30 protein-coding genes and 1 pseudogene are annotated in these 26746 nt (G+C 42.8%); 25 read left to right on the plus strand and 6 right to left on the minus strand.

The window, feature by feature from the left end; genetic code table 11:
- Positions 1-198 precede the first annotated feature (198 nt).
- From OVN23_RS04625 to yidD, 13 genes are all read left to right on the plus strand, one after another.
- Positions 199-1176 (plus strand): ABC transporter substrate binding protein, encoded by a 978-nt coding sequence (locus OVN23_RS04625; RefSeq protein ID WP_173213165.1) that lies wholly within the window; start codon positions 199-201, stop codon positions 1174-1176.
- Positions 1177-1187: 11 nt separating this feature from the next.
- A complete protein-coding gene (locus tag OVN23_RS04630) occupies positions 1188-2081 on the plus strand; it encodes an ABC transporter permease (protein WP_173213164.1) in 894 nt (297 codons plus the stop codon).
- Positions 2082-2093: 12 nt separating this feature from the next.
- Positions 2094-2897 carry an ABC transporter ATP-binding protein gene (locus OVN23_RS04635; RefSeq protein ID WP_000157661.1) on the plus strand — a complete coding sequence of 268 codons (804 nt, stop codon included), beginning with the start codon at positions 2094-2096 and terminating at the stop codon, positions 2895-2897.
- Between the two features lie 296 nt (positions 2898-3193).
- Complete coding sequence (locus tag OVN23_RS04640; RefSeq protein WP_000364990.1) at positions 3194-3442, plus strand: YneF family protein; 249 nt, start codon at positions 3194-3196, stop codon at positions 3440-3442.
- A 198-nt stretch (positions 3443-3640) separates the two neighbouring features.
- Positions 3641-4435: a glutamate racemase gene (gene racE, locus OVN23_RS04645; protein ID WP_173213163.1), complete on the plus strand. Its 795-nt coding sequence runs from the start codon at positions 3641-3643 to the stop codon at positions 4433-4435.
- Entirely contained in the window at positions 4432-5403 is a 972-nt protein-coding gene (locus tag OVN23_RS04650; protein WP_050972308.1) for a nucleoside-triphosphate diphosphatase, read from the plus strand. The genes racE and OVN23_RS04650 overlap by 4 nt, the downstream gene beginning before the upstream one ends.
- A complete protein-coding gene (locus tag OVN23_RS04655; protein WP_173213161.1) occupies positions 5379-5900 on the plus strand; it encodes a metallophosphoesterase in 522 nt (173 codons plus the stop codon). Before OVN23_RS04650 ends, OVN23_RS04655 begins: the two co-directional genes overlap by 25 nt.
- Positions 5897-6358, plus strand: a complete 462-nt coding sequence (gene cbpB, locus OVN23_RS04660; RefSeq protein ID WP_125451503.1) for a cyclic-di-AMP-binding protein CbpB — start codon at positions 5897-5899, stop codon at positions 6356-6358. The genes OVN23_RS04655 and cbpB overlap by 4 nt, the downstream gene beginning before the upstream one ends.
- The gene (gene xerD, locus OVN23_RS04665; protein ID WP_318968716.1) at positions 6355-7089 is read left to right on the plus strand and encodes a site-specific tyrosine recombinase XerD; all 735 of its coding nucleotides are present in this window, start codon (positions 6355-6357) and stop codon (positions 7087-7089) included. Before cbpB ends, xerD begins: the two co-directional genes overlap by 4 nt.
- Positions 7089-7817, plus strand: a complete 729-nt coding sequence (locus OVN23_RS04670; protein ID WP_164226035.1) for a segregation/condensation protein A — start codon at positions 7089-7091, stop codon at positions 7815-7817. The genes xerD and OVN23_RS04670 overlap by 1 nt, the downstream gene beginning before the upstream one ends.
- A gap of 18 nt (positions 7818-7835) precedes the next feature.
- Positions 7836-8405, plus strand: coding sequence for an SMC-Scp complex subunit ScpB (gene scpB / locus OVN23_RS04675; protein ID WP_164226036.1), 570 nt, complete (start codon positions 7836-7838; stop codon positions 8403-8405).
- Positions 8392-9114: a pseudouridine synthase gene (locus OVN23_RS04680; RefSeq protein WP_001222228.1), complete on the plus strand. Its 723-nt coding sequence runs from the start codon at positions 8392-8394 to the stop codon at positions 9112-9114. Before scpB ends, OVN23_RS04680 begins: the two co-directional genes overlap by 14 nt.
- Complete coding sequence (gene yidD / locus OVN23_RS04685) at positions 9114-9356, plus strand: membrane protein insertion efficiency factor YidD (protein ID WP_050230852.1); 243 nt, start codon at positions 9114-9116, stop codon at positions 9354-9356. The genes OVN23_RS04680 and yidD overlap by 1 nt, the downstream gene beginning before the upstream one ends.
- A 109-nt stretch (positions 9357-9465) precedes the next feature.
- Here the strand turns inward: yidD and OVN23_RS04690 are convergent, their stop codons facing one another.
- The 4 genes from OVN23_RS04690 to OVN23_RS04705 all read right to left on the minus strand — a co-directional run bounded on the left by OVN23_RS04690 (position 9466) and on the right by OVN23_RS04705 (position 13181).
- Entirely contained in the window at positions 9466-10431 is a 966-nt protein-coding gene (locus OVN23_RS04690; protein WP_112443799.1) for a siderophore ABC transporter substrate-binding protein, read from the minus strand.
- Positions 10432-10526: 95 nt separating this feature from the next.
- A complete protein-coding gene (locus tag OVN23_RS04695) occupies positions 10527-11279 on the minus strand; it encodes an ABC transporter ATP-binding protein (RefSeq protein ID WP_267240690.1) in 753 nt (250 codons plus the stop codon).
- Positions 11276-12232, minus strand: coding sequence for an iron chelate uptake ABC transporter family permease subunit (locus OVN23_RS04700; protein ID WP_267240691.1), 957 nt, complete (start codon positions 12230-12232; stop codon positions 11276-11278). Before OVN23_RS04700 ends, OVN23_RS04695 begins: the two co-directional genes overlap by 4 nt.
- Positions 12222-13181: an ABC transporter permease gene (locus OVN23_RS04705; RefSeq protein ID WP_267240692.1), complete on the minus strand. Its 960-nt coding sequence runs from the start codon at positions 13179-13181 to the stop codon at positions 12222-12224. The genes OVN23_RS04700 and OVN23_RS04705 overlap by 11 nt, the downstream gene beginning before the upstream one ends.
- 236 nt (positions 13182-13417) lie before the next feature.
- Between OVN23_RS04705 and pepA the strand changes: the two genes are divergently transcribed.
- The 7 genes and pseudogenes from pepA (at position 13418) to pnuC (ending at position 19442) form a co-directional block, all read left to right on the plus strand.
- Positions 13418-14482 carry a glutamyl aminopeptidase gene (gene pepA, locus OVN23_RS04710; protein ID WP_267240693.1) on the plus strand — a complete coding sequence of 355 codons (1065 nt, stop codon included), beginning with the start codon at positions 13418-13420 and terminating at the stop codon, positions 14480-14482.
- Between the two features lie 21 nt (positions 14483-14503).
- Positions 14504-14800, plus strand: coding sequence for a bacteriocin immunity protein (locus OVN23_RS04715; protein ID WP_267240694.1), 297 nt, complete (start codon positions 14504-14506; stop codon positions 14798-14800).
- A gap of 577 nt (positions 14801-15377) precedes the next feature.
- Positions 15378-15821 (plus strand): MarR family winged helix-turn-helix transcriptional regulator, encoded by a 444-nt coding sequence (locus tag OVN23_RS04720; RefSeq protein ID WP_267240695.1) that lies wholly within the window; start codon positions 15378-15380, stop codon positions 15819-15821.
- Positions 15822-15858: 37 nt separating this feature from the next.
- Positions 15859-16047, plus strand: a pseudogene (locus OVN23_RS04725) (polyketide cyclase); the annotation flags it as partial.
- A 14-nt stretch (positions 16048-16061) separates the two neighbouring features.
- On the plus strand, positions 16062-16790 hold the full coding sequence (locus OVN23_RS04730) for an ATP-binding cassette domain-containing protein (protein WP_267240696.1): 729 nt from the start codon (positions 16062-16064) through the stop codon (positions 16788-16790).
- Positions 16783-18303 (plus strand): ABC transporter permease/substrate-binding protein, encoded by a 1521-nt coding sequence (locus tag OVN23_RS04735; RefSeq protein WP_267240697.1) that lies wholly within the window; start codon positions 16783-16785, stop codon positions 18301-18303. The genes OVN23_RS04730 and OVN23_RS04735 overlap by 8 nt, the downstream gene beginning before the upstream one ends.
- A 332-nt stretch (positions 18304-18635) precedes the next feature.
- A complete protein-coding gene (gene pnuC, locus OVN23_RS04740; protein ID WP_000557779.1) occupies positions 18636-19442 on the plus strand; it encodes a nicotinamide riboside transporter PnuC in 807 nt (268 codons plus the stop codon).
- A gap of 165 nt (positions 19443-19607) precedes the next feature.
- On the opposite strand, the gene OVN23_RS04745 is transcribed toward pnuC, so the two are convergent.
- Positions 19608-20144: a TetR/AcrR family transcriptional regulator gene (locus OVN23_RS04745; protein ID WP_267240698.1), complete on the minus strand. Its 537-nt coding sequence runs from the start codon at positions 20142-20144 to the stop codon at positions 19608-19610.
- Between the two features lie 132 nt (positions 20145-20276).
- On the opposite strand from OVN23_RS04745, the gene czcD reads away from it, so the two are divergent.
- The 3 genes from czcD to OVN23_RS04760 all read left to right on the plus strand — a co-directional run bounded on the left by czcD (position 20277) and on the right by OVN23_RS04760 (position 22802).
- Positions 20277-21167 carry a cation diffusion facilitator family transporter CzcD gene (czcD, locus tag OVN23_RS04750; protein ID WP_173253193.1) on the plus strand — a complete coding sequence of 297 codons (891 nt, stop codon included), beginning with the start codon at positions 20277-20279 and terminating at the stop codon, positions 21165-21167.
- Positions 21168-21410: 243 nt separating this feature from the next.
- Entirely contained in the window at positions 21411-21764 is a 354-nt protein-coding gene (gene nmlR, locus OVN23_RS04755) for a stress response transcriptional regulator NmlR (protein WP_001022629.1), read from the plus strand.
- Entirely contained in the window at positions 21765-22802 is a 1038-nt protein-coding gene (locus OVN23_RS04760; RefSeq protein ID WP_164226048.1) for a zinc-binding dehydrogenase, read from the plus strand. It begins immediately after the preceding gene.
- 67 nt (positions 22803-22869) lie between these two features.
- On the opposite strand, the gene galR is transcribed toward OVN23_RS04760, so the two are convergent.
- On the minus strand, positions 22870-23871 hold the full coding sequence (gene galR / locus OVN23_RS04765; protein WP_164226049.1) for a DNA-binding transcriptional regulator GalR: 1002 nt from the start codon (positions 23869-23871) through the stop codon (positions 22870-22872).
- A gap of 164 nt (positions 23872-24035) precedes the next feature.
- Between galR and OVN23_RS04770 the strand changes: the two genes are divergently transcribed.
- Positions 24036-25214 carry a galactokinase gene (locus tag OVN23_RS04770; RefSeq protein ID WP_164226050.1) on the plus strand — a complete coding sequence of 393 codons (1179 nt, stop codon included), beginning with the start codon at positions 24036-24038 and terminating at the stop codon, positions 25212-25214.
- Positions 25215-25232: 18 nt separating this feature from the next.
- On the plus strand, positions 25233-26732 hold the full coding sequence (locus tag OVN23_RS04775) for a UDP-glucose--hexose-1-phosphate uridylyltransferase (RefSeq protein ID WP_164226051.1): 1500 nt from the start codon (positions 25233-25235) through the stop codon (positions 26730-26732).
- Positions 26733-26746: the final 14 nt, after the last annotated feature.

The raw sequence follows: 26746 nt of genomic DNA on the forward strand, positions 1-26746 counted from the left end.
CAAAGTTATAACTTGTTAGATTTTTTCAAGCATCCGTTTAGGTATTATCTAGGCGGTTTTTTGTTTTATACTCTTCGAAAATCAAATTCAAACCACGTCAACGTCGCCTTGCCGTACTCAAGTACAGCCTGCGGCTAGTTTCCTAGTTTGCTCTTTGATTTTCATTGAGTATTATCTTTTCTGAGAAGGAGTTTCATTATGAAAGTTGTTCGAAAATTGCTAGCACCCCTCTTGGTAGTGGGGATCCTCTTAACCTCTCTGATCAGTTTGCATCAGTTGAAGGCAGATAAGAAAAAAGATGTATTTCGTATCGGTATTTCACAATTTATTACCCACCAGTCTCTAGACGCTACTAGAGAAGGTTTTGTGGATGAGCTGGGCAAGCAAGGTTATATTGAAGGGAAAAATATCGAGATTGATTTGCAAAATGCACAGGGAGAACAAAGAAATCTAAAAACGATTTCCCAGCAACTAGCAGAATCTAGTGATGTCGTTCTAGCTATCGCAACGCCTTCTGCTCAGAGCTTGGCTAATACAACACAAACGACACCGGTTATCTTTTCAGCGGTAACAGATCCTGTCAGTGCCAAGTTGGTTGAGTCAAGAGAACATCCTGGGGGCAATGTAACTGGGACAAGCGATCAGTCATCAGATGCCATTTCAACCCAAATCAATTTGATAAAGAAAGTGTTGCCAAAAGCTAAAACAATTGGAATTCTTTATACTCAGAGCGAGCCAAATTCGGTTGTCCAAAAGGATGAAGCTAAGCGCCTTCTGGAAGAAAAAGGCTTTAGCGTTGTTGAAAAAACAATCTTGGACAGTAACAACGTCAAGGCTGCTGCAGAAAGCTTGATGGCAGAGGTGGATATGGTTTTTGTCCCAACGGATAATACCATTTCGTCAACCATGGAAACAGTTAAGCAGGTTTCTATTAAACACAAGGTTCCAGTATTTGGTGGTTCAACAGAAATGATTGCGGTTGGTGGCTTGTATAACTACGGAACCAATTATGAAGAATTGGGACGTCAGACAGCAAGAATGCTGGTTCGTGTCTTAAAAGGTGAGAAGCCAGAAAATATAGCAGTTGAGTTGCCTGAAAAGCTGGAATTGCATACCAACCAAGAAATGGCAGATGCACTAGGAATTGATATTAGTAAGTTAGAAAGCAAGGAATAGGGAGGTTTAAGATGAGTTTTGTATTATCTAGTTTATCAGAAGGTTTGTTGTGGTCGATTATGGCCATTGGGGTTTACTTGACTTTTCGTATTTTGGATATTGCGGATATGACTGCTGAAGGAGCCTTTCCTCTGGGTGCAGCTGTTGTTGTATCGCAGATACAGGCAGGGACAAATCCTTGGATTGCGACTTTACTTGCTTTGTTTGCAGGTATGGTAGCAGGTCTAGTATCAGGAATGCTCCATACCAAGATGAAAATTCCAGCTCTCTTGACAGGGATTGTGACCTTGACAGGGCTTTATTCCATCAATATTAAAATCATGGGAAGTGTGCCCAATCTTTCCTTGGGAGATTCTTCAACTGTCTTTAAACAATTGGCGAGCTTAGGGCTGACAACTGAAGAAGCTGTTTTCTCATTCAGTTTGGCCTGTCTCTTACTTGTTTGTTTGGTCTTGACTCTTTTGATGAAAACAGAGATTGGCTTGGTTTTGCGTTCGACTGGTGACAATATCCCGATGAGTGAGGCAAATGGGGTCAATGTAGACACCATGAAGATTGTTGGTTACATGATTTCAAACGGCTTGATTGCCCTATGTGGTTCCTTGTTTGCCCAAAATGATGGATTTTCAGATGTGACTTCTGGGACAGGAACCATTGTTGTTGGTTTGAGTGCAGTCATTATTGCGGAAGTCTTGATTCACGACTTGACCATTGGAGGTCGCTTGTTATCCATCGGAATCGGTGCTATTGTTTACCGTTTGATTATTTTAAATATCTATGAAATTCCAAATCTAGATCAAAACCTGGTTCGTCTCTTTAATGCAATCTTGCTCGCTTTAGTTTTATTTGCACCAGAATTGCAAAAGAGATTAAAGATTCGTGGTCTGAAATTGAGAAATGAATAGGAGGAGAAAGTTATGGCAAGTTTGTTAACACTTGAAAATATTCACAAAACATTTGAAGCAGGGACGGTCAATGAGAACCATGTCCTCAAAGGATTAGATTTAGAGGTTGAAGAGGGAGATTTTATCTCTGTGATTGGTGGAAATGGAGCAGGTAAATCCACTTTGATGAATATCTTGGCAGGCAATCTATCGGTGGACGAAGGGGACCTTTTATTGGCAGGTAAATCCATTAAAAATCTGAGTGTAAGAAAGAGAGCCAAGGATATTGCCCGTGTTTTTCAAGACCCTAAGATGGGGACAGCTTCTCGTTTGACGATTGAGGAAAATATGGCTATTGCCTTGAGACGCGGGCAGAAGAGAGGGCTTGGTTGGGGCGTGAAGGAGAAGGATAGAATCCAGTTCCAAGAGGCCTTGAAGGAGTTGAATATTGGTCTTGAAAACCGCTTGAAAGTGGATACTCAATATCTCTCAGGAGGACAAAGACAGGCCTTGACTCTAGTCATGGCAGCTCTAGTGAAACCTAAACTCTTGCTTTTGGATGAACATACTGCGGCACTTGACCCGAAAACGAGTCAAATGGTGATGGATTTGACACAAAAAATTGTGGAACATCATCAGTTGACGACTTTGATGATTACCCACGATATGAACCATGCGATTGAGTACGGAAATCGTCTCATTATGCTCTATCAAGGCAAGATAGTGGTGGATGTAAAAGGAGAAGAGAAAAAGCATCTGACAGTTGAAGACCTCATGCATCTCTTCCAGAAAAATAGTGGCCAAAGTTTGGTCAGTGATGAATTGGTTTTGGGATAAAGAAAAAGGCTGAGATCTAGTGTCTCAGTCTTTTATTTCTTGCGTTTTGCAAAATCTCTTCAAACCGTGTCAGCTCTATCTGCAACCTCAAAACAGTGTTTTGAGCAGCCTGTGGCTAGCTTCCTAGTTTGCTCTTTGATTTTCATTGAGTATAAACTCAGTAAGGAACCCTCTTTCGCAGAAAAGCAGGGTTCTTTTTGCCGTCTATTCCCTCCCTGAAAGCGTAAAACAAACTAGTCAGGGTGGCTAGTTTGTGGTATAATGAAAGAGACTCAAAAAGAAACAGGAGAAATATAATGGATTTACTATTAGCAATTGTATTGATTGTGCTAGCTTTTCTAGGAGGAGCTCTTGGAGGAATGTACTTGGTTCGTAAGCAAATTGAAAAAGAATTCGCTGACAACCCACGTTTGAATGCTGAAGCAGTTCGTACTCTTTTGAGTGCAAATGGTCAAAAACCAAGCGAAGCCAAGGTGCAACAAGTTTACCACCAAATCATTCGCCAACAAAAAGCAGCCCTTGCCAACAATAAAAAGAAAAAATAAATAAGGAAAAGTCTGGGATGAAAGTTCCAGACTTCTCACTATGTTGGTTATGTTTAGGGATGAGACTTTTTCCTTGCATTCTATTGATATTTGATTATGATTAAGAGAGATAGTTATTGATTAGACTGTCATTCAGTTCATAAGGATAAATAATCATAATGAACTATCAATCAGAAAAAAGACTAGAAAGAAGACTGTATGGATAATCGACCAATTGGTTTTTTGGATTCGGGTGTCGGGGGCTTGACCGTTGTGCGCGAGCTCATGCGCCAGCTTCCCCATGAAGAAATCGTCTATATTGGAGATTCGGCACGGGCGCCCTATGGTCCCCGTCCTGCTGAGCAAATTCGTGAATATACTTGGCAGTTGGTCAACTTTCTTTTGACCAAGGATGTCAAGATGATTGTCATTGCTTGTAACACTGCGACTGCGGTCGTCTGGGAAGAAATCAAGGCTCAACTAGATATTCCTGTCTTGGGTGTGATTTTGCCAGGAGCTTCAGCAGCCATCAAGTCCAGCCAAGGTGGGAAAATCGGAGTGATTGGAACACCCATGACGGTCCAATCTGACATTTATCGCCAGAAAATCCATGATCTGGATCCGGACTTACAGGTGGAGAGCTTGGCCTGTCCCAAGTTTGCTCCCTTGGTGGAGTCTGGTGCCCTGTCAACCAGTGTCACCAAGAAAGTGGTCTATGAAACCCTGCGTCCCTTGGTTGGCAAGGTGGATAGCCTGATTTTGGGTTGTACCCATTATCCACTGCTCAGACCTATTATTCAAAATGTCATGGGGCCCAAGGTTCAGCTCATCGATAGTGGGGCAGAGTGTGTACGGGACATCTCAGTCCTACTCAATTATTTTGAAATCAATCGTGGTCGTGATGCCGGATCACTCCATCACCGTTTTTACACAACAGCCAGCAGCCAAAGTTTTGCACAAATTGGTGAAGAATGGCTGGAAAAAGAGATTCATGTGGAGCATGTAGAATTATGACAAATAAAATTTATGAATATAAGGATGAACAGGACTGGTATGTCGGGTCCTATGGTATTTTTGGTGGCGTCCGGACGTTGACGGATGATGACTTGGATTTTCCTCTATTGGAGTTTGCCCAAAGATTTCGAGATGAGGATCGAGGTTTTCCTGTTTCTGTTACTGTTTTACGCTATGGTTCTCTCTACCGTTTATTGTCTTTTGTGGTAGATATCCTCAACCAAGAAATGGGACGAAATGTGGAAGTCATCCAACGTCAGGGGGCTTTTCTCTTAGTTGAAAATGGGCAACTCCTGCATGTAGAATTGCCTAAAGAAGGTGTTGATGTAGAAGCTTTCTTTGAGACAAACAAGGTCAGAGAAACCTTATTGATTGCGACTCGAAACGAGGGCAAGACCAAGGAATTCCGAGCTATCTTTGACAAGCTAGGCTACGATGTGGAAAATCTTAATGACTATCCTGACTTACCTGAAGTAGCTGAAACAGGCATGACCTTTGAAGAAAATGCCCGTCTCAAGGCAGAAACTATTTCTCAATTAACGGGCAAGATGGTTTTGGCAGATGACTCAGGTCTCAAAGTCGATGTCCTTGGTGGCTTGCCAGGTGTCTGGTCAGCTCGTTTCGCAGGAGTGGGAGCTACTGACCGTGAAAACAATGCCAAACTCTTGCACGAATTGGCCATGGTCTTTGAACTCAAGGACCGCTCGGCTCAATTCCATACAACCCTAGTCGTAGCCAGTCCAAACAAGGAAAGTTTGGTTGTTGAAGCAGACTGGCCTGGCTACATTAACTTTGAACCTAAGGGTGAAAATGGCTTCGGCTATGATCCTCTCTTCCTTGTAGGAGAGACAGGCAAGTCATCAGCTGAATTAACCCTCGAAGAAAAAAATAGTCAATCTCACCGTGCCTTAGCCGTTAAGAAACTTTTGGAGGTATTTCCATCATGGCAAAGCAAACCATCATTGTAATGAGCGATTCTCATGGCGATAGCTTGATTGTGGAAGAAATCCGTGATCGCTATGTGGGCAAAGTCGATGCCGTTTTTCATAATGGCGATTCTGAACTGCGTCCTGATTCTCCACTTTGGGAGGGCATCCGTGTTGTTAAAGGGAACATGGACTTCTACGCCGGCTACCCAGAACGTTTGGTGACTGAGCTTGGTTCGATCAAGATTATCCAAACCCATGGTCACTTGTTTGACATCAATTTCAACTTTCAAAAGCTGGACTACTGGGCTCAGGAAGAAGAGGCCGATATCTGCCTTTATGGTCACTTGCATGTGCCAAGCGCTTGGATGGAAGGCAAGACCCTCTTTCTAAATCCAGGTTCCATCAGTCAACCACGTGGGACCATCAGAGAATGTCTTTATGCTCGTGTGGAGATTGATGATAGTTATTTCAAAGTGGACTTTTTGACACGAGACCATGAGGTGTATCCGGGCTTGTCCAAGGAGTTTAGCCGATGATTGCCAAGGAGTTTGAGACTTTCTTGTTGGGGCAGGAGGAAACTTTTTTAACTCCTGCTGAAAATCTAGCTGTGTTGATTGATACTCACAATGCAGATCACGCGACACTCTTGCTCAGTCAGATGACCTATACCCGTGTTCCTGTTGTGACAGATGAAAAACAGTTTGTTGGGACGATTGGGCTCAGAGATATTATGGCTTATCAGATGGAGCATGACTTGAGTCAAGAAATCATGGCAGATACGGATATTGTTCATATGACTAAAACGGACGTAGCGGTTGTTTCGCCTGATTTTACCATTACGGAGGTCTTGCACAAGCTGGTAGATGAGTCCTTCTTGCCGGTTGTGGACGCAGAAGGTATTTTCCAAGGGATTATTACGCGCAAGTCTATCCTCAAGGCAGTCAATGCTCTCTTGCATGACTTTAGTAAGGAATACGAGATTCGATGCAAATGAGAGATAGGATTTCAGCCTTTTTAGAGGAAAAGCAGGGCTTGTCTGCCAATTCCAAGCAGTCCTATAAGTATGATTTGGAGCAATTTTTAGACATTGTGGGTGAGCGGATTTCGGAGACCAGTCTCAAGATTTACCAAGTCCAGCTAGCCAGTCTGAAAATCAGCGCCCAGAAGCGGAAAATTTCGGCTTGTAATCAATTTCTCTACTTTCTCTATCAAAAAGGAGAAGTGGATAGCTTTTACCGCTTAGAATTAGCTAAACAAGCTGAAAAGAAGACCGCAAAGCCAGAACTGTTAGACCTAGACTCTTTTTGGCAAGAAAGCGACTATCCAGAGGGTCGCTTGCTAGCACTCTTAATCCTAGAAATGGGACTCTTGCCGAGTGAGATTTTAGCTCTAAAGGTTGCGGATATCAATCTGGATTTTCAGGTGTTGCGAATCCAGAAGGCTTCCCAACAGAGGATTGTCACCATTCCCACGACCTTGCTTTCAGAGCTAGAACCCTTGATGGGCCAGACCTATCTGTTTGAAAGGGGAGGGAAAGCCTATTCTCGTCAGTGGGCCTTTCGTCAGTTAGAAGCTTTTGTCAAGGAGAGAGGTTTTCCAGCCTTATCAGCCCAAGCCTTGCGAGAACAGTTTATTCTAAGACAAATAGAAAACAAGGTCGATTTGTACGAAATTGCAAAAAAATTAGGATTAAAAACAGTCCTGACCTTAGAAAAATATAGATAATGGATATTAAATTAAAAGATTTTGAAGGGCCCCTGGACTTGCTTTTGCACCTGGTTTCTAAGTACCAGATGGATATCTACGATGTGCCCATCACGGAAGTCATCGAGCAGTATCTAGCCTATGTCTCAACCCTGCAGGCCATGCGTCTGGAAGTGACGGGCGAGTACATGGTCATGGCCAGTCAGCTCATGTTGATCAAGAGCCGCAAGCTTCTTCCAAAGGTAGCGGAAGTGACAGATTTGGAGGATGACCTGGAGCAGGATCTTCTCTCTCAAATCGAAGAATACCGTAAGTTTAAGCTCTTGGGTGAGCACTTGGAAGCCAAGCACCAAGAACGGGCCCAGTACTATTCCAAAGCGCCGACAGAGTTGATTTACGAAGATGCGGAGCTTGTGCATGACAAGACGACCATTGACCTCTTTTTGGCTTTTTCAAATATCCTAGCCAAGAAAAAAGAGGAGTTTGCACAGAATCACACGACTATCTTGCGGGATGAGTATAAGATTGAGGACATGATGGTTATCGTGAAAGAGTCCTTGACTGGACGAGATCAATTGCGCTTGCAGGATTTGTTTAAGGAAGCCCAGAATGTCCAAGAGGTTATTACCCTCTTTTTGGCAACCCTAGAGTTAATCAAAACCCAGGAGCTGATCCTTGTGCAAGAGGAAAGTTTTGGAGATATTTATCTCATGGAAAAGAAGGAAGAAAGTCAAGTGGTCCAAAACTAGACTTGATAGAGAGGAAAGATGAGTACTTTAGCAAAAATAGAAGCGCTCTTGTTTGTAGCGGGTGAAGATGGGATTAGAGTCCGCCAGTTAGCTGAACTCCTCTCTCTGCCACCGACAGGCATCCAACAGAGTTTAGAAAAATTAGTCCAGAAGTATGAAAAGGACCCAGATTCCAGTTTGGCTCTGATTGAGACAGGGGGCGCTTATAGATTGGTGACCAAGCCTCAATTTGCAGCGGTTTTGAAGGAATACTCTAAGGCACCTATCAACCAGAGTTTATCTCGAGCTGCCCTTGAGACCTTGTCCATCATTGCCTACAAGCAACCCATCACACGGATAGAGATTGATGCCATCCGTGGGGTCAACTCGAGTGGGGCCTTGGCAAAGTTGCAGGCCTTTGACTTGATACGAGAAGACGGGAAAAAAGAAGTGTTGGGTCGCCCCAACCTCTATGTGACTACAGATTATTTCCTAGATTACATGGGGATAAATCATTTAGAAGAATTACCAGTGATTGATGAGCTTGAGATTCAAGCCCAAGAAAGCCAATTATTTGGTGAAAGGATAGAAGAAGATGAGAATCAATAAGTATATTGCCCACGCAGGTGTGGCCAGTAGGAGAAAAGCAGAAGAGCTGATCAAGCAAGGCTTGGTGACGGTTAACGGCCAGGTGGTACGTGAACTAGCAACGACCATCAAGTCAGGCGACAAGGTCGAAGTTGAAGGCCAGCCTATCTACAACGAAGAAAAGGTCTATTATCTGCTTAACAAACCACGCGGTGTCATTTCCAGTGTGACAGATGACAAGGGTCGCAAGACGGTTGTCGACCTCTTGCCCAACGTGAAAGAGCGCATCTATCCTGTAGGTCGTTTGGACTGGGATACATCAGGTGTCTTGATTTTGACCAATGATGGGGATTTTACGGATGAGATGATTCACCCTCGTAATGAGATTGACAAGGTTTATGTCGCGCGTGTTAAAGGTGTGGCCAATAAGGATAATCTCCGCCCCTTGACCCGTGGACTGGAGATTGATGGCAAGAAAACCAAGCCAGCTGTTTATGAAATTCTCAAAGTGGACCCAGTTAAAAATCGCTCTGTGGTACAGTTGACCATTCATGAAGGACGTAACCATCAGGTTAAAAAGATGTTTGAAGCTGTTGGTCTTCAAGTGGACAAGTTGTCACGGACTCGTTTTGGACACCTAGACTTGACAGGACTCCGTCCAGGAGAATCTCGTCGTCTTAATAAAAAAGAAATCAGCCAACTACACACCATGGCTGTAACCAAGAAATAATGAAACGAATCTTAATAGCGCCTGTGCGCTTTTACCAACGGTTTATCTCACCAGCCTTTCCACCCTCTTGTCGCTTTGAGCCGACTTGTTCCAACTACATGATTCAGGCTATTGAAAAACATGGCTTCAAGGGTGTTTTGATGGGTTTGGCTCGAATTTTACGTTGCCATCCATGGTCGAAAACAGGTAAGGACCCCGTCCCAGACCATTTTTCCCTTAAACGGAATCAAGAAGGGGAATGAGGTTGGGCAAAAGGTTTTAATAAAATGATAAAAACGCATCCTATCAGGTTTGAGTGAGCTTGATAGGATGCGTTTTATCATGTAAAGATGTGATTGAGTTTAAAGCAGCTTATTTCAAGGCTTTTTGTGCATCTTCAATCATGAGTTTTGTTGATTCAAGTCCGCCTCCGCTTAGATACCAGAGATCTGGTGTTAGTTGGATGATCTTTCCATTTTTAGCGGCAGGTGTTTCAGCGATGAGGGCATTTTCTAGGACGCCATCGTTGCTTGAGTTGTCACCACCGATGGCAAGGGTACGGTTGATGACAAAGAGGATGTCAGGGTTGATTTCTTTGACACTTTCAAAGCTGACTTCTTGTCCGTGGCGTGAGTCTTCGAATTTAGTGTCAGTTGGCTTGAATTTCAAGGTTTGATACAAGAAAGAGAAACGAGATTGGGCACCAAAGGCAGCCATTTTTCCTTCATTGAGGAGGATAGCAAGGGCTTTTTTGTCAGAACTTTCGTTTTTAGTTGCGACTTCTTGGATGCTCTTGTCTAGCTTGTCCAATTCTTCCTTGGCTTTCTGTGTACCAGTTTCACCAAAGGCGCTTGCTAGGGATTCGATATTAGTCTTGGTAGAAGTCCAGTAGTCATCTTTGCCTGCTTGGAAGAGAACAGTCGGAGCGATTTCGTTGAACTTATCTACGAATTTTTGGGTACGTGGTGAAGCGATAATTAGGTCTGGTTCAAGAGCAGCAAGGGCTTCTAGGTCTGGCTCAACCATAGAACCAACATTTTTAACTTTTCCAGCTAGGTCTTTTAGATAAGTCGGAACAGTTTTTGTAGGCATTCCGACGATATTCTTTTCAAAACCTAAAGCGCGAATAGTATCCGCAGCACCGAGGTCAAAGGTCACAATCTTTTCAGGGACTTTTGAAAGTGTGACTATACCTAGTGAACTTTTAATGGTTACCTCTGTTGGAGCAGAGCTACTTGACTCCGTCTTACTAGTGCTTGAGTTTGTACTACATGCACCAAGTAGGAGCAAGAAGCTGGCCGCTAGGGCAGTGAGATAAAGTTTAAGGGATGTTTTCATAATTTCTCCTTTTTAAAATGTGATAACGATTTAGGGAGTCTCTAGGTTTTATTGACTAAGAGACTGAAAGTTCTCTAACTTGAGCTTCTATGTTACTAGCTATAGATACAAATCTTTTTGCCATTGATATCAGCTAGCGTGATAGGAATTTCATATAGTTGACTGAGCAGATCAGCTTGCATGATTTGATCTGTTGTTCCCTTGCGAAAGACTCGGCCGTCCTTGAAGGCGACAATTTCATCCGCATACTGGCTGGCCATGTTAATATCGTGGAGGACGATGATAATGGTCTTTCCGAGTTCTTCCACCAGTCTCCGAAGAATCTGCATCATGCTAACGCTTTGCTTGATGTCGAGGTTGTTGAGCGGTTCGTCTAGTAAGATAAAGTCCGTATCCTGGGCCAGTACCATAGCGATAAAGACCCGCTGGAGTTGTCCTCCAGACAGGCTATCGATGTAGCGGTCTTTTAAGTTGGTCAGTTCTAAATAGTCCAGAGTTTCTCGGATTTTTTCCCAATCTTCTGCTCTCAGTCGACCTCGGCTGTAGGGAAAACGTCCAAAACTGACCAGTTCTTCCACCGTCAATTTGGCTTGGTAATTGATTTTCTGCTTTAGGATAGTCAGTTCTTTGGCTAGTTCTTGCGAATTCCAACTCTCGATTTCACGACCTTTGATACTGAGAATTCCCTGATCTTTCTTGGTCAGTCTGCTCATGATGGAGAGGAGAGTCGATTTTCCAGAACCATTTGGACCAATGAAGGCTGTCAGTTTCTGAGGACTGACTTCAAGCGAAATGCCTTGCAAAATATCCTGTTTTTGAATGGATTTGTCAATGTTTTTCAGTTTCACCGATGCGCCCTCCTATAAAGTAAGATAAAGAATAAGAAGCCACCCACACTCTCGATAATCATACTGATGCGAATTTCTAGTGCAAAGACTCGTTCAATCAAGGCTTGCCCCAAGGTTAAGCTAATAAATCCAACCAGAATGGCTACGATAAAGAGTAACTTGTGCCGATAGTCTTTGACAATCAGGTAGGTGAGGTTAGCTAGCATAAAGCCGAAGAAGGCCATAGTCCCTACCAAGGCAGTGGCCGTTGAGGTCAAAAGCACGATGCCCCAGAGGATTTCTTTCTGTTCTTTTTCAACATCGAGTCCCAATATCTGAGCCGTTTCTCTTTGCAGATGCAAGACATCCAAAATGACTGCTTTCCGAAAGAAACAGATTGTCAAAGCAAGGATAATCAGAGAGCCGATGGCTAGGATGGAAGTGTTGAGATGTTGAAAGGAGGCAAAGAGACTATTCTGCAGTTTATCGTATTCGTTTGGATCCATCAGGACCTGAAGGAAGGTACTGATATTTCGAAAGAGACTTCCGAGCGCTAGACAGATCAGCAGGATGAAGACCAGATCTTGCTTCATTAGTGTCTTCAAGTAGCCTTGTAAGGCAAGAAAGAAGAGGGATTGGATAAGAAGTAAAACCAGGAATTCTAAGATAGGAGACTTGTCAAGTTGAAGAAACTTACTTTCAAAAACCAGTAGCAGAGTTTGCAGTAGGACGTAGAAGGATTCGATTCCTAAAATACTAGGCGTCAGGAAGCGATTTTCCGTCAGGGTTTGAAAACTAATGGTCGAAATCCCAGTTGCGATGGCTACCAAGAGATAAACGATAATCTTTTGGGAACGCAACTTCCAAGCAAAGGCTGACAAGTGAGTGATGGGCCAAAAGTAGAGGAGACAAGCTCCGATGGCCAGAATAATGAGAAGCCAGAAGAGCTTGGTATGTTTGCTTTTAGACTGCATCTTGTCGTCCCCCTCTCCAGAGAAGTAGGATAAAGACGAGGCTACCAATGATTCCTAGTAGAAGACTGACAGACAGCTCATAGGGCCGAATTAGAACTCGGGATAGGATATCGCAGGCCAGAACTAGATTAGCACCGACCAGAGCGACCATGAGTTTGGTCTGGCTTAGATTATCTCCATAGCGCTTGCGGACAAGATTGGGAACGATGACTCCGAGAAATGGCAAGCCACCCACGGTAATCATGGTGACACTAGTCGTTAGCGCAACCAGAAAGAGGGACAGTTTTTCAAGCAGGGAGTAAGAAATCCCCAAACTTTCGCTAGTTTCTTTTCCTAGATTCATGATGGTGAAGGTTTGGGATAATTTCCAAACGGTTATCAGGATGATGAGGCCTAAGAAGAGCCACTCATACTGATGGGTCTGAATCATGGAGAAGGAGCCCTGGGTCCAGGCAGTTATACTCTGAACCAGATTGAAACGATAGGCGATAACTTCTGTCACAGAACCGATAATCCCGCTATAGATGATCCCAATCAGAGGCAACATCCACCTTTCCTTTACAGTAAAAATGGTCATAAAGGCTAGGAAGAAGAGAGTAAATACGATGGATGAAACAAAAGCGAAGAGCATCTTTTGGGTCAGACTAGCCGACGGAAAGACAAAGAGGCTCAATACCATTCCCAGTTTGGCAGCTTCAGTCGTTCCAACTGTGCTTGGAGCAGCAAACTGATTTTGAGTGATAGTCTGCATGAGAAGTCCTGCCATACTCATACTAGAGGCGGTCAGGAGAATACTGATAGTTCTTGGAAGACGGGACTCTTGAAAGAGAAGCCAGGTCTGCTGGTCGAAAGCAAAGAGCTTTCCCCACGAAAAATCACTGGTCCCAATGCTAATAGAGAGAAAGACTAGGAGTAGAAGTAAGCCAATTAAATAATGAGAAAGTTTCATACCCCATCCTTTCATGTAGATTTGGTACCGAAAGATACCTGCGGATATTACTGTAACACGATTTCTTTAATCTGTCAATAAATTTTCTGATAATTTAATGTAAAAAGAAAGAAAAATTCCTGAAAGAACATCTGTCTCTCTTTTTTATAGGAAAACTGAGTAAAAAACTATCAACCTTCCTGCTATCCTTCTCCTATAAAAAGTGGTAAAATGGATGAAAGAAAGAAGGAACTGAAATGACAACATTATTTTCAAAAATTAAAGAAGTAACAGAACTTGCTGCTATCTCAGGTCATGAAGCACCTGTCCGTGCTTATCTTCGTGAAAAGTTAACACCGCACGTGGATGAAGTGGTGACAGATGGCTTGGGTGGTATTTTTGGTATCAAACATTCAGAAGCTGCGGATGCGCCGCGCGTCTTGGTCGCTTCTCACATGGATGAAGTTGGTTTTATGGTCAGCGAGATCAAGCCAGATGGTACCTTCCGTGTGGTTGAAATTGGTGGTTGGAATCCTATGGTAGTCAGCAGCCAACGTTTCAAACTCCTGACTCGTGATGGTCGTGAAATTCCTGTGATTTCAGGCTCTGTTCCGCCACATTTGACTCGTGGTAAGGGCGGCCCAACTATGCCTGCTATTGCAGATATTGTCTTTGATGGTGGTTTTGTAGATAAGGCTGAGGCAGAAAGTTTTGGCATCCGTCCTGGTGACACCATCGTACCAGATAGTTCTGCAATCTTGACAGCCAATGAAAAAAATATCATCTCAAAAGCTTGGGACAATCGCTATGGAGTTCTCATGGTGAGCGAGTTGGCAGAAGCTCTGTCAGGTCAAAAACTTGGCAATGAACTCTATCTGGGTTCTAACGTCCAAGAAGAAGTTGGTCTCCGCGGTGCTCATACATCTACAACCAAGTTTGACCCAGAAGTTTTCCTAGCAGTTGACTGCTCACCTGCTGGTGATGTTTATGGTGGTCAAGGCAAGATTGGAGATGGAACCTTGATTCGTTTCTACGACCCAGGTCACTTGCTTCTCCCAGGAATGAAGGATTTCCTTTTGACAACGGCTGAAGAAGCTGGTATCAAGTACCAATACTACTGTGGTAAAGGCGGCACAGACGCTGGCGCAGCTCATTTGAAAAATGGTGGTGTCCCATCAACAACAATCGGTGTTTGCGCTCGTTATATCCATTCTCACCAAACCCTCTACGCTATGGATGACTTCCTAGAAGCTCAAGCTTTCTTGCAAGCCTTGGTGAAAAAATTGGATCGTTCAACAGTTGACTTGATTAAAAATTATTAAGCCATAAGGGAGGTGGTAGGGATGGTAGAACCAAACCTAGAAAGCCTTGTAAAAGATCTTTATAATCATGCTCGACATGATTTGAGTGAAGATTTAGTTGCTGCTCTCCTAGAGACTGCTAAAAAACTGCCTACTACAAATGAGCAATTACTGGCAGTTCGTCTCTCAGGTCTGGTCAATCATGAATTGCTCCTAAATCCCAAACATCCAGCACCTGAGTTGCTCAACTTGGCCCGCTTTATCAAAAGAGAAGAAGCCAAGTACCGAGGAACCGCAGCTTCTGCCCTTATGTACGGGGAGTTCTTTAAAATGCTTTGATTCCATTGTGGATCAAAGCATTTTTTTGTAAGATCTATCTCGTGAGCGTTCAAATAGTAGTAACAAGGAATCATGAGAAGTTAGCCGAGACCATAGTAGTGAAGAAACTTCTGTAATGGAAGTGGAGAGAAGTGAGGAATCGTCAAACGGTAGGGGATAGGCTGTTTGAAGGGTGCTATGAGAAAGATAGGGTAAGGTGAAATTAAATACGAACAAATTGATTGGGAAATTCAAATCGCTTTCTATCAATGTTTTAGAAGATACAGTGCCCTAGTCCAACTTCAATATACTATAAAAGAACAGATGGAAGCAATTATGATTGACTTCTATCTTTAAAATAAATGGTCTGATAGGAAAAACATGTCTCCTCATAAAATATAGTATAGTACAGATGGAAGGCTTTTGTAGACTGGAGGACGAAGGAGTTTAGAAACTCTCGTTAAAAGTTAGTTGAACCGGAGTATGGTGGTGTGAATCATTAGCAAAAATTATTTCTAAATCGAAATAGTTGACAGTTGGAAGGACAAGTGTTACAATTATTTTATTCGTTTCGATATCGAAATAAATTGGAGGTGTTATGAAAGATAGTCATTTGCTAGCCCATCATATTCGTTTGTTGAATGGGCGGATTTTTCAAAAGTTACTGAGTCAAGATCCTGAGGCTCTTTATAGGGGTGAACAGGGCAAGATTTTAGCGGTTTTATGGAATAGTGAAACTGGCTGCGCAACTGCGACAGATATCGCGCTTGCGACTGGGCTTGCGAATAATACGCTGACGACTATGATAAAAAAGCTAGAGGAACAAAAGCTTGTAATTGTTAGTCCGTGTGGAAAAGACAAGCGTAAGAAGTATTTAGTTTTAACGGAGTTGGGCAAATCCCAGAAAGAAGTGGGGCATCGTGTTAGTCAGAAATTGGATACAATCTTTTACAAAGGATTTTCAGAGGAAGAAATTCACCAATTTGAAGCCTTTCAAGAAAGAATTTTGGCGAATCTGAAAGAGAAGGCAAAAGAGGATTAAAATAGATCAAATTAGCTGTTTATAAGTAAAGGCCGCTTTCGACTTTGTTTTCCAACTCTTAGGACAAGGAAACTATGTGGTTAGTTATGGTCAGACTCAGATTGATGGCCTTGCTTATGCCCAGTACAATATCTTCCGTTTAGAGAACGGGAAAATTTTTGAGCATTGGGACAATAAGGAAGTCATGCCTAAGGTAGAAGACATGACCAATCGAGGAAAGTTTTAAAATGAGGACAAAGAATGATTGAATACAAAAATGTAGCACTGCGCTACACAGAAAAGGATGTCTTGAGAGATGTCAACTTACAGATTGAGGATGGGGAATTTATGGTTTTAGTAGGACCTTCTGGGTCAGGTAAGACGACCATGCTCAAGATGATTAACCGTCTTTTGGAACCAACTGATGGAAATATTTATATGGATGGGAAGCGCATCAAAGACTATGATGAGCGTGAACTTCGTCTTTCTACTGGTTATGTTTTACAGGCTATTGCTCTTTTTCCAAATCTAACAGTTGCGGAAAATATTGCTCTTATTCCTGAAATGAAGGGGTGGAGCAAGGAAGAAATTACGAAGAAAACAGAAGAGCTTTTGGCTAAGGTTGGTTTACCAGTAGCCGAGTATGGGCATCGCTTACCTAGTGAATTATCTGGTGGAGAACAGCAACGGATCGGTATTGTCCGAGCTATGATTGGTCAGCCTAAGATTCTCCTCATGGATGAGCCTTTTTCAGCCTTGGATGCTATTTCGAGAAAACAATTGCAGGTTCTGACGAAAGAATTGCATAAAGAGTTTGGGATGACAACGATTTTTGTGACCCATGATACGGATGAAGCTCTGAAATTGGCAGACCGTATTGCTGTTTTACAGGATGGGGAAATTCGCCAGGTGGCGAATCCCGAGATTATTTTAAAAGCTCCTGCTACAGAATTTGTAGCAGACTTGTTTGGAGGTAGTGTTCATGACTAATTTAATTGCAACTTTTCAGGATCGTTTTAGTGATTGGTTGACAGCTCTATCTCAACATTTGCAGTTGTCACTTTTGACCCTGTTACTAGCTATTTTTATCGCGATTCCTTTGGCTGTTTATCTTCGCTATCATGAGAAGTTGGCGGATTGGGTTTTGCAGATTGCAGGGATTTTCCAGACTATTCCGTCACTGGCCTTGTTAGGGCTCTTTATTCCCTTGATGGGAATTGGAACCTTGCCTGCTTTGACAGCTCTAGTGATTTATGCGATCTTTCCGATTTTACAAAATACCATCACTGGACTCAAGGGAATTGATCCGAGTCTGCAAGAGGCTGGGATTGCCTTTGGGATGACTAGGTGGGAGCGACTCAAGAAGTTTGAAATTCCACTTGCCATGCCTGTTATCATGTCTGGGATTCGGACGGCAGCTGTCTTGATTATCGGTACGGCAACCTTGGCTGCCTTGATTGGTGCAGGGGGGCTGGGTTCCTTTATCCTTTTGGGAATTGACCGTAATAATGCCAGTCTGATTTTGATTGGGGCACTTTCTTCTGCAGTGCTAGCCATTGCCTTTAACTTTCTACTAAAAGTGATGGAAAAAGCAAAATTGCGGACGATTTTTTCTGGTTTTGCCTTGGTGACCTTATTGCTAGGTCTGTCTTATAGTCCAGCCCTCTTAGCTCAAAAAGAGAAGGAAAACTTGGTGATTGCTGGAAAATTGGGTCCAGAACCAGAAATTTTGGCCAATATGTATAAGTTACTGATTGAAGAAAATACCAGCATGACTGCGACTGTTAAACCAAATTTTGGGAAAACAAGCTTTCTCTATGAAGCTTTGAAAAAAGGTGATATTGACATCTATCCTGAATTTACCGGTACGGTGACTGAAAGTTTGCTTCAACCATCACCGAAAGTGAGTCATGAGCCAGAGCAGGTTTATAATGTGGCGCGTGATGGCATTGCCAAACAGGATCATCTAGCCTATCTCAAACCTATGTCTTATCAAAATACCTACGCTGTAGCTGTTCCGAAAAAGATTGCTCAGGAATACGGCTTGAAGACCATTTCGGACTTGAAAAAAGTGGAAGGGCAGTTGAAGGCAGGCTTTACACTTGAGTTTAATGACCGTGAAGATGGCAATAAGGGCTTGCAATCAATGTACGGTCTCAATCTCAATGTGGCGACCATGGAACCAGCCCTTCGCTATCAGGCAATTCAGTCAGGTGATATTCAAATCACGGATGCCTATTCGACTGATGCGGAATTGGCGCGTTATGATTTACAGGTATTGGAAGATGACAAGCAACTCTTCCCACCTTATCAAGGGGCTCCACTAATGAAAGAAGCTCTCCTCAAGAAACATCCAGAGTTGGAAACAGTTCTCAATAAATTGGCTGGTAAAATTACTGAAAGCCAGATGAGCCAGCTCAACTACCAAGTCGGTGTTGAAGGCAAGTCAGCAGAACAAGTAGCCAAGGAGTTTCTACAAGAACAAGGTTTGTTGAAGAAATAGTTTGAAAATGTCAAACTCAACTTGCTTAAACGACTATATAGAAGAACGCTCAGACAATGTCGTCTGGGCTTTTTTGATGTGAGAATGACTGAATGTCACTTAAAATGGAAAGAAAGAGAAAATTTTCATGATTTTCTAAAATTTTACTGTAAAGATAGTTGACTATTCATAAAATAGGTGTATAATATTTTGTGAACTACTTAACAAATAAGGGGTTTCAGCTCATGTCGACTAAGGTTAGAAATCTTGTGTATAGGCAGTTCATTATCTAATAGAGCGTTGCGTCCGAAAGTCTATCCAGACACGGCTCTTTAAAAACAAAAGGAGAAATGATGCATACTTATTTGCAAAAGAAAATTGAAAATATCAAAACAACCCTAGGTGAAATGTCAGGTGGTTACCGTCGTATGGTTGCGGCTATGGCTGATTTAGGATTTTCAGGAACTATGAAGGCTATCTGGGATGACCTCTTTGCCCATCGTAGTTTTGCCCAGTGGATTTATTTGCTGGTTTTAGGAAGTTTTCCTCTCTGGCTGGAGTTGGTTTACGAACATCGTATTGTTGACTGGATTGGGATGATTTGTAGCTTGACAGGGATTATCTGTGTAATCTTTGTATCGGAAGGTCGAGCAAGTAATTATCTTTTTGGCTTGATTAACTCTGTTATTTACCTTATTTTGGCCCTACAGAAAGGCTTTTATGGTGAGGTGCTGACGACACTTTACTTCACAGTCATGCAGCCAATTGGACTTCTAGTTTGGATTTATCAGGCACAGTTTAAGAAGGAAAAGCAGGAGTTTGTCGCGCGTAAACTGGACGGCAAGGGCTGGACAAAGTATCTTTCCATTAGTGTGCTTTGGTGGTTGGCCTTTGGCTTCATTTATCAGTCTATTGGTGCCAATCGTCCCTATCGTGATTCAATCACAGATGCAACCAATGGGGTAGGGCAAATCCTCATGACAGCTGTTTACCGTGAACAGTGGATATTCTGGGCGGCTACCAATGTTTTTTCAATCTATCTCTGGTGGGGAGAAAGCCTGCAAATTCAAGGGAAATATCTAATTTATCTCATTAACAGTCTAGTTGGTTGGTATCAATGGAGCAAGGCAGCTAAGCAGAATACTGATTTACTTAACTAGGAAAAGATGTTTGAAAGTGCTGTTTTGAGATTTCGATTAAAACAGATATAGTTGATAATCAAGGATTTATAGTATGAAAAAGAGGATCGGCGGGTCCTCTTTTGTTGTTGAAAAGATAAAAAACTCAGTAACCTAGAAATAAGACAACTGAGCTTTACTCTATATTCAATTTTTAGGAATGAGAAGGTCTAGATAAAATTGGACAACTTCCTGGTCTGTGAAATCTTGACCTTTTTTGAGCCACCAGGTCAATGTCTCGATAAAGTTGGACACGACCAAGTGTTGGAGGTAAGAAGTAGGTAGACTTGGGTGAGTTTGCTTCAAATCAGCAGCCAGCATGGGATAGACGTGGTGCTCAAGCTCTCTCTGTAGTTGACGGAGGAAATAGTCATTTTTGGAGAATAGTAGACTGGTGATATGGTCTTGGTTTTTCTGAAAATGCAGAAAGAGGTGGGCGAGGTAGTCCTCGGTTGAAATGGCTTGCTTTCTTTCAAAAAGATGATGGAAGAGGTAGCGGCAGAGCTGGTCCAGAAGAAGCTCCTTACTTTCATAGTGACAGTAAAAGGTGGATCTTCCCACATCTGCGAGATCAATGATATCCTGAACAGTAGTGGCCTCGTAGCCCTTAGCATTCAAAAGTTGTATAAAAGCTTGATAGATGGCTTTTTTGGTTTTGCTGATACGGCGGTCAATGTTAGTCATATGGACATTTAAGGCAAATTGTTCAGAACTGAATAAAGCTGACGTTTTGCTTCTATCCTTTCTTTGAGTTTTAGTGGATAATGATAATGAACAAGGTGTTCATAAATCTATTATAACAAAGGAATGAGAAATATGAAGGCAAAATATGCTGTTTGGGTGGCTTTTTTCTTAAATTTGACTTATGCCATTGTTGAGTTTATTGCAGGTGGAATATTTGGTTCTAGCGCTGTTCTTGCTGACTCTGTGCATGACTTAGTAGATGCGATTGCAATTGGAATATCAGCTTTTTTAGAAACAATCTCCAATCGTGAAGAAGACAATCAGTACACCTTGGGCTATAAGCGGTTTAGCCTGCTAGGAGCCTTGGTAACAGCTGTGATTCTCGTAACAGGCTCTGTTCTAGTCATTTTGGAAAATGTCACGAAGATTTTGCATCCGCAACCAGTCAATGATGAGGGGATTCTCTGGTTAGGAATTATTGCGATTACTATCAATCTGTTAGCGAGTCTGGTGGTTGGTAAGGGAAGGACAAAGAATGAGTCTATTCTGAGTCTGCATTTTCTGGAAGATACGCTAGGGTGGGTAGCTGTTATCCTGATGGCGATTGTTCTTCGATTTACGGACTGGTATATCCTAGATCCTCTTTTGTCCCTTGTCATTTCTTTCTTTATTCTTTCAAAAGCCCTTCCACGTTTTTGGTCTACACTCAAGATTTTCTTGGATGCTGTGCCAGAAGGTCTTGATATCAAGCAAGTAAAGAGTGGCCTGGAGCGATTGGACAATGTGGCCAGCCTTAATCAGCTTAATCTCTGGACTATGGATGCTTTGGAAAAAAATGCCATTGTCCATGTTTGTCTAAAAGAAATGGAACATATGGAAACTTGTAAAGAGTCTATTCGAATTTTCCTAAAAGATTGTGGTTTTCAAAATATTACCATTGAAATTGATGCTGACCTAGAAACTCACCAAACCCATAAGCGAAAGGTGTGTGACTTGGAACGGAGTTATGAGCATCAACATTAGAAAAAAGTGAAAAATACTTGGGTACTATCTTATTTGGAATAGAGTAATTTCTTTATTATTTAAATATTTCAAAAATTGGTAAGAGAAGAGCATTGTATAAACTCCAGATATATGATTGTTAATGATAAAAATTTTTCGATTAGGTGCAAAATGCTTGACTTGGAGTCAACTCAAAGTTATATAATAAGATAAGTGAGTTAGAGTAGCTTAAACTCAGTGAATGAAATGAGAGGAGGTTAGCGTGTGAATATTAAATCTGCCAGTGATTTGTTGGGAATTTCAGCGGATACGATTCGGTATTATGAACGGGTTGGTCTTGTGCCACCGATTACTCGTACTGCTACTGGGATTCGTGATTTTCAAGATCAGGATATCGAAGCGCTGGAATTTATTAAGTGTTTTCGTTCGGCGGGTGTCTCTGTAGATAGTTTAGTTGACTATATGTCGCTCTACCAAAAGGGAGATGAAACGAGAGAGGAGAGGCTTGGTATTTTAGAAGAGGAAAAGCAAAAATTAGAGGAGCGCTTGTCTCAGCTACAGACAGCTTTAAATCGTTTAAATCTCAAAATTAAACTTTATAAGGAAGGAAAATTTTAAATGAAATCAGCAGTATATACAAAGGCAGGTCAGGTTGGACTTGCTAGCATTGAACGTCCGCAAATAATAGAAGCGGATGATGTGATTATTCGTGTGGTTCGTGCGTGCGTTTGTGGTTCAGATTTATGGAGGTACCGTAATCCAGAAACGAAAGCTGGACACAAAAATAGTGGACACGAAGCGATTGGGATTGTCGAAGAAACTGGGGAAGCCATTACGACGGTGAAACCAGGTGACTTTGTCATCGTCCCTTTTACCCATGGATGTGGTGAGTGTGATGCCTGTCTTGCTGGCTTTGACGGTTCTTGCGACAATCATATTGGTAATAACTTGGGGGGCGATTTTCAGGCGGAATATATCCGTTTCCACTATGCAAACTGGGCGCTGGTTAAAATCCCTGGTCAACCTTCTGACTACACAGAAGGTATGCTAAAGTCCCTCTTGACCCTTGCTGATGTCATGCCAACAGGCTATCATGCGGCGCGTGTTGCAAATGTTCAAAAAGGGGATAAGGTTGTGGTTATCGGTGATGGGGCTGTTGGTCAATGTGCTGTCATCGCAGCTAAAATGCGTGGAGCATCGCAAATTATTCTTATGAGCCGTCATGAAGATCGTCAAAAGATGGCTCTGGAGTCAGGTGCGACAGCTGTTGTAGCTGAACGCGGTCAAGAAGGAATTACCAAGGTGCGTGAAATCCTCGGTGGCGGAGCGGACGCAGCACTTGAATGTGTTGGTACGGAGGCTGCTGTAGAACAGGCGCTAGGTGTTCTCCATAATGGAGGGCGTATGGGATTTGTAGGAGTCCCACACTATAATAATCGTGCTCTTGGTTCGACATTTATGCAAAATATCTCTGTAGCAGGTGGGGCAGCTTCTGCTACAACATACGATAAGCAATTTTTACTAAAAGCCGTCCTTGATGGTGATATCAATCCAGGTCGCGTCTTTACTTCAAGTTATAAACTGGAAGATATCGACCAAGCCTACAAAGATATGGATGAACGTAAGACCATTAAGTCTATGATTGTGATGGATTAAAAAAGAAAATCCTAATGGAGATGTGAGACTCTCTATTAGGATTTTTTGTCATGTTTAATTTGTGGAGTTATGGCAGAGTACTCTCTCTTAAAGTCAGTCTGGTACCCAGCATGGTCAGGCTAGGGATTTTGCGACCGTGGAGTACTTCTTTGTTAAGAATATCCATACCTGCTCGGCCCATTTCTTCGGTATAGACGGTGATGCTGGAGAGGGGAGGATAGACTTGCTTGGTCAGACTAGTATCGTTAAAGGAAATAAGGCTGACGCGGTCTGGCAGGCTGATTCCAGCTTCTTGGAGGGCACGGAGGGCACCGATAGCTAAACTATCGCTAGCTGCAAAAAATGCTGGTGGCAGTTGGTCTCCCAAACTCTGAATAGCCTCCTTCATCAAGTCATAGCCAGACTGGGCAGTAAAGCTTCCTTGAAAGACCAGTTCATCATGATAAATTCCCTTCGCTTGACTGTAGTTTCTGAAATTTTCCAGTCGCTTATCCTCAATGATTTCTTCTTGGTCAGTTGTTTCCTCAATACCTGTTAGAATTCCTATACGGTCTATCCCTTGACTGAGGAAATAATCGACAACCTGTTTCATGGCAGTGTAAAAGTCCGTAATAATGCAGGTATGTCCTAGTGAAAGAGTATCACTGTCTAGAAAGACAAGAGGCTTTTGGTATTCTTCAAAGGCAGAAATCTGAGCTCGGCTAAACTTTCCGATGCAGAGAATCCCGATGACTTCCTCGCTTAGGGTAAAAGGATGGTCATTAAAATAGCGCAAAATATCATAGTCCAGTTCTTGGGCTCTTTTTTCTATGCCTAGGCGAATCTGGTAGTAGTAGAGGTCGTCCAGCTCTCCTTGTTCGCTGACCCATTGGATAATAGCAATCTTTTGCTTGGGCTTGTGGGACTCGCCTGTCTTGAGGTGCTTAGTGTAGCCCAACTCTTCAGCAACAGTTAAAATACGGTGTCTGGTTTCTTCTGTAACAGATAGACTCTGGTCGCGGTTGAGGACGCGGGATACGGTTGCGATAGAGACAGAGGCTAGCTGTGCAATGTCTTTTAAAGTAGCCATAAATCCTCCTTCTTTAAGGTTAGTATATCATATTTTTCTGCTTTTTACTGATAGTTTAGTAAAATTTTAGTAAAAAGGATTGACCTTGGGAAATCCCTTGGATACAATAGAAGAAAACGATTACACGTTAAGGTGACTTAACGGACAGTCAAAGGAGAATTCATATGACACAACATCTTACTGCAGAAGCCCTTCGAAAAGACTTTCTTGCTGTTTTTGGTCAAGAAGCAGACCAAACCTTCTTTTCACCAGGCCGTATCAACTTGATTGGTGAGCACACAGACTACAACGGTGGGCACGTTTTTCCTGCTGCTATTTCCTTGGGAACATACGGGGCAGCTCGCAAACGTGATGATCAAGTCTTGCGTTTCTACTCAGCTAACTTTGAGGACAAGGGCATTATCGAAGTACCTTTAGCTGACCTCAAGTTTGAAAAAGAGCACAACTGGACCAATTATCCAAAAGGAGTTCTTCATTTCTTGCAAGAAGCTGGGCACGTGATTGATAAAGGTTTTGATTTTTATGTTTATGGGAATATCCCAAATGGTGCTGGTTTGTCTTCTTCAGCATCCCTTGAACTCTTGACAGGAGTCGTGGCAGAGCATCTCTTTGATTTAAAATTAGAGCGTCTCGATTTGGTTAAAATCGGAAAACAAACAGAAAATAACTTTATCGGAGTCAACTCTGGTATCATGGACCAGTTTGCTATCGGTATGGGGGCTGATCAACGTGCAATTTACCTAGATACCAATACTTTAGAATACGACTTGGTGCCACTTGATTTGAAGGACAATGTCGTTGTTATTATGAACACCAATAAACGTCGTGAATTGGCGGATTCTAAATATAATGAACGCCGTGCTGAATGTGAAAAAGCAGTGGAAGAATTGCAAGTTGCTTTAGATATTCATACCTTGGGTGAATTGGATGAGTGGGCCTTTGACCAATACAGCTATCTGATTAAAGATGAAAATCGTTTGAAACGTGCTCGTCATGCAATGCTTGAAAATCAACGTACCCTCAGAGCTCAAGCAGCCCTCCAAGCAGGAGATTTGGAAACATTTGGTCGTTTGATGAATGCGTCACACGTTTCTCTAGAACATGACTATGAAGTAACTGGCTTGGAATTGGATACTCTTGTTCACACAGCTTGGGGACAAGAAGGTGTTCTCGGTGCTCGTATGACAGGGGCAGGTTTTGGCGGATGTGCCATTGCTTTAGTGCAAAATGATGCTGTTGAGACCTTTAAGGAAGCTGTAGGCAAACACTACGAGGAAGTAGTTGGATACGCTCCAAGCTTCTATATCGCTGAAGTTGCAGGTGGCACTCGCGTCCTTGACTAGTCAAAAGGAGGCTCTATAGTGACCTTAGTAGATAAATTTGTAACACATATTATTTCTGAAAGTTCATTTGAGGAAATGGATCGAATCTACCTGACCAATCGTGTCTTGGCACGAGTGGGAGATGGTGTTTTGGAAGTTGAGACCAATCTGGATAAAGTGATTGACCTCAAGGACCAGCTGGTTGAGGAAGCCGTTCGATTAGAGACGATTGAGGATAGTCAGACTGCGCGTGAAATCCTTGGTGCTGAACTGATGGATTTGGTGACTCCTTGTCCGAGTCAGGTCAATCGTGACTTTTGGGCAACCTATGCCCACTCTCCTGAGCAAGCGATAGAGGATTTTTACCAACTCAGTCAGAAGAATGACTACATCAAACTCAAGGCCATTGCTAAAAATATCGCCTACAGAGTACCATCTGACTACGGAGATCTAGAAATAACCATCAACCTCTCTAAGCCTGAAAAGGATCCTAAGGAGATTGCGGCAGCCAAGTTGGTGCAAGCTAGCAATTATCCCCAGTGTCAGCTTTGTCTAGAGAATGAGGGCTACCATGGTCTAGTTAACCACCCAGCTCGCAGTAACCACCCAGCTCGCAGTAACCACCGTATTATCCGTTTTAAAATGGCTACTCAGGAGTGGGGTTTCCAGTATTCACCTTATGCCTACTTTAATGAGCACTGTATTTTCTTAGACGGTCAGCATCGTCCCATGGCCATTAGTCGTCAGAGCTTTGAACGTCTGCTGGCTATCGTAGAACAGTTTCCAGGCTATTTTGCTGGCTCTAATGCCGACCTGCCGATTGTGGGGGGCTCTATTCTAACTCATGATCATTATCAGGGAGGCCGTCACGTATTTCCTATGGAATTAGCTCCCTTGCAAAAGACTTTCTATTTTGCTGGTTTTGAGCAGGTTAAGGCTGGGATTGTCAAGTGGCCCATGTCAGTGTTGCGTTTGACTTCGGATTCCAAAGAGGATTTGATCAACTTGGCTGACAAGATTTTGCAGGAATGGCGTCAGTATTCAGATCCTAGTGTGCAGATTTTGGCAGAGACAGACGGGACACCGCATCACACCATCACACCTATAGCCCGTAAGCGCGACGGTCAGTTTGAGTTGGACTTGGTCTTGAGGGACAATCAGACTTCTGCAGAACATCCTGATGGCATCTATCATCCTCACAAGGATGTCCAACATATCAAGAAGGAAAATATCGGCTTGATTGAGGTCATGGGCTTGGCAATCCTGCCACCACGTCTGAAAGAAGAAGTGGAGCAAGTTGCTAGCTATCTTGTAGGAGAAGCTGTTACAGTTGCCGATTATCATCAGGAATGGGCAGACCAACTCAAAGTCCAACATCCAGATCTAGCGGAAAAAGAAAAAGCCCTTGAAATCGTCAAGGACTCTGTTGGTGCTATCTTTGCGCGTGTCCTTGAGGATGCAGGAGTCTACAAGCAGACAGAACAAGGACAGGCAGCCTTTATGCGCTTTGTGGAGCAGGTCGGAATTTTACCAGACTAGGAGCATTCTCCTTG

Origin of the sequence: Streptococcus sp. Marseille-Q6488, from assembly GCF_946902925.1 — a bacterium.
Classification (GTDB): Bacteria; Bacillota; Bacilli; order Lactobacillales; family Streptococcaceae; genus Streptococcus.

Bases quoted from the DNA above. Each gene is read 5' to 3' on its own strand.
- OVN23_RS04625 (WP_173213165.1), top strand. From the start codon at position 199: ATGAAAGTTGTTCGAAAATTGCTAGCACCCCTCTTGGTAGTGGGGATC.
- OVN23_RS04630 (WP_173213164.1), top strand. From the start codon at position 1,188: ATGAGTTTTGTATTATCTAGTTTATCAGAAGGTTTGTTGTGGTCGATT.
- OVN23_RS04635 (WP_000157661.1), top strand. From the start codon at position 2,094: ATGGCAAGTTTGTTAACACTTGAAAATATTCACAAAACATTTGAAGCA.
- OVN23_RS04640 (WP_000364990.1), top strand. From the start codon at position 3,194: ATGGATTTACTATTAGCAATTGTATTGATTGTGCTAGCTTTTCTAGGA.
- racE (WP_173213163.1), top strand. From the start codon at position 3,641: ATGGATAATCGACCAATTGGTTTTTTGGATTCGGGTGTCGGGGGCTTG.
- OVN23_RS04650 (WP_050972308.1), top strand. From the start codon at position 4,432: ATGACAAATAAAATTTATGAATATAAGGATGAACAGGACTGGTATGTC.
- OVN23_RS04655 (WP_173213161.1), top strand. From the start codon at position 5,379: ATGGCAAAGCAAACCATCATTGTAATGAGCGATTCTCATGGCGATAGC.
- cbpB (WP_125451503.1), top strand. From the start codon at position 5,897: ATGATTGCCAAGGAGTTTGAGACTTTCTTGTTGGGGCAGGAGGAAACT.
- xerD (WP_318968716.1), top strand. From the start codon at position 6,355: ATGAGAGATAGGATTTCAGCCTTTTTAGAGGAAAAGCAGGGCTTGTCT.
- OVN23_RS04670 (WP_164226035.1), top strand. From the start codon at position 7,089: ATGGATATTAAATTAAAAGATTTTGAAGGGCCCCTGGACTTGCTTTTG.
- scpB (WP_164226036.1), top strand. From the start codon at position 7,836: ATGAGTACTTTAGCAAAAATAGAAGCGCTCTTGTTTGTAGCGGGTGAA.
- OVN23_RS04680 (WP_001222228.1), top strand. From the start codon at position 8,392: ATGAGAATCAATAAGTATATTGCCCACGCAGGTGTGGCCAGTAGGAGA.
- yidD (WP_050230852.1), top strand. From the start codon at position 9,114: ATGAAACGAATCTTAATAGCGCCTGTGCGCTTTTACCAACGGTTTATC.
- OVN23_RS04690 (WP_112443799.1), bottom strand. From the start codon at position 10,431: ATGAAAACATCCCTTAAACTTTATCTCACTGCCCTAGCGGCCAGCTTC.
- OVN23_RS04700 (WP_267240691.1), bottom strand. From the start codon at position 12,232: ATGCAGTCTAAAAGCAAACATACCAAGCTCTTCTGGCTTCTCATTATT.
- OVN23_RS04705 (WP_267240692.1), bottom strand. From the start codon at position 13,181: ATGAAACTTTCTCATTATTTAATTGGCTTACTTCTACTCCTAGTCTTT.
- pepA (WP_267240693.1), top strand. From the start codon at position 13,418: ATGACAACATTATTTTCAAAAATTAAAGAAGTAACAGAACTTGCTGCT.
- OVN23_RS04715 (WP_267240694.1), top strand. From the start codon at position 14,504: ATGGTAGAACCAAACCTAGAAAGCCTTGTAAAAGATCTTTATAATCAT.
- OVN23_RS04720 (WP_267240695.1), top strand. From the start codon at position 15,378: ATGAAAGATAGTCATTTGCTAGCCCATCATATTCGTTTGTTGAATGGG.
- OVN23_RS04730 (WP_267240696.1), top strand. From the start codon at position 16,062: ATGATTGAATACAAAAATGTAGCACTGCGCTACACAGAAAAGGATGTC.
- OVN23_RS04735 (WP_267240697.1), top strand. From the start codon at position 16,783: ATGACTAATTTAATTGCAACTTTTCAGGATCGTTTTAGTGATTGGTTG.
- pnuC (WP_000557779.1), top strand. From the start codon at position 18,636: ATGCATACTTATTTGCAAAAGAAAATTGAAAATATCAAAACAACCCTA.
- OVN23_RS04745 (WP_267240698.1), bottom strand. From the start codon at position 20,144: ATGACTAACATTGACCGCCGTATCAGCAAAACCAAAAAAGCCATCTAT.
- czcD (WP_173253193.1), top strand. From the start codon at position 20,277: ATGAAGGCAAAATATGCTGTTTGGGTGGCTTTTTTCTTAAATTTGACT.
- OVN23_RS04760 (WP_164226048.1), top strand. From the start codon at position 21,765: ATGAAATCAGCAGTATATACAAAGGCAGGTCAGGTTGGACTTGCTAGC.
- galR (WP_164226049.1), bottom strand. From the start codon at position 23,871: ATGGCTACTTTAAAAGACATTGCACAGCTAGCCTCTGTCTCTATCGCA.
- OVN23_RS04770 (WP_164226050.1), top strand. From the start codon at position 24,036: ATGACACAACATCTTACTGCAGAAGCCCTTCGAAAAGACTTTCTTGCT.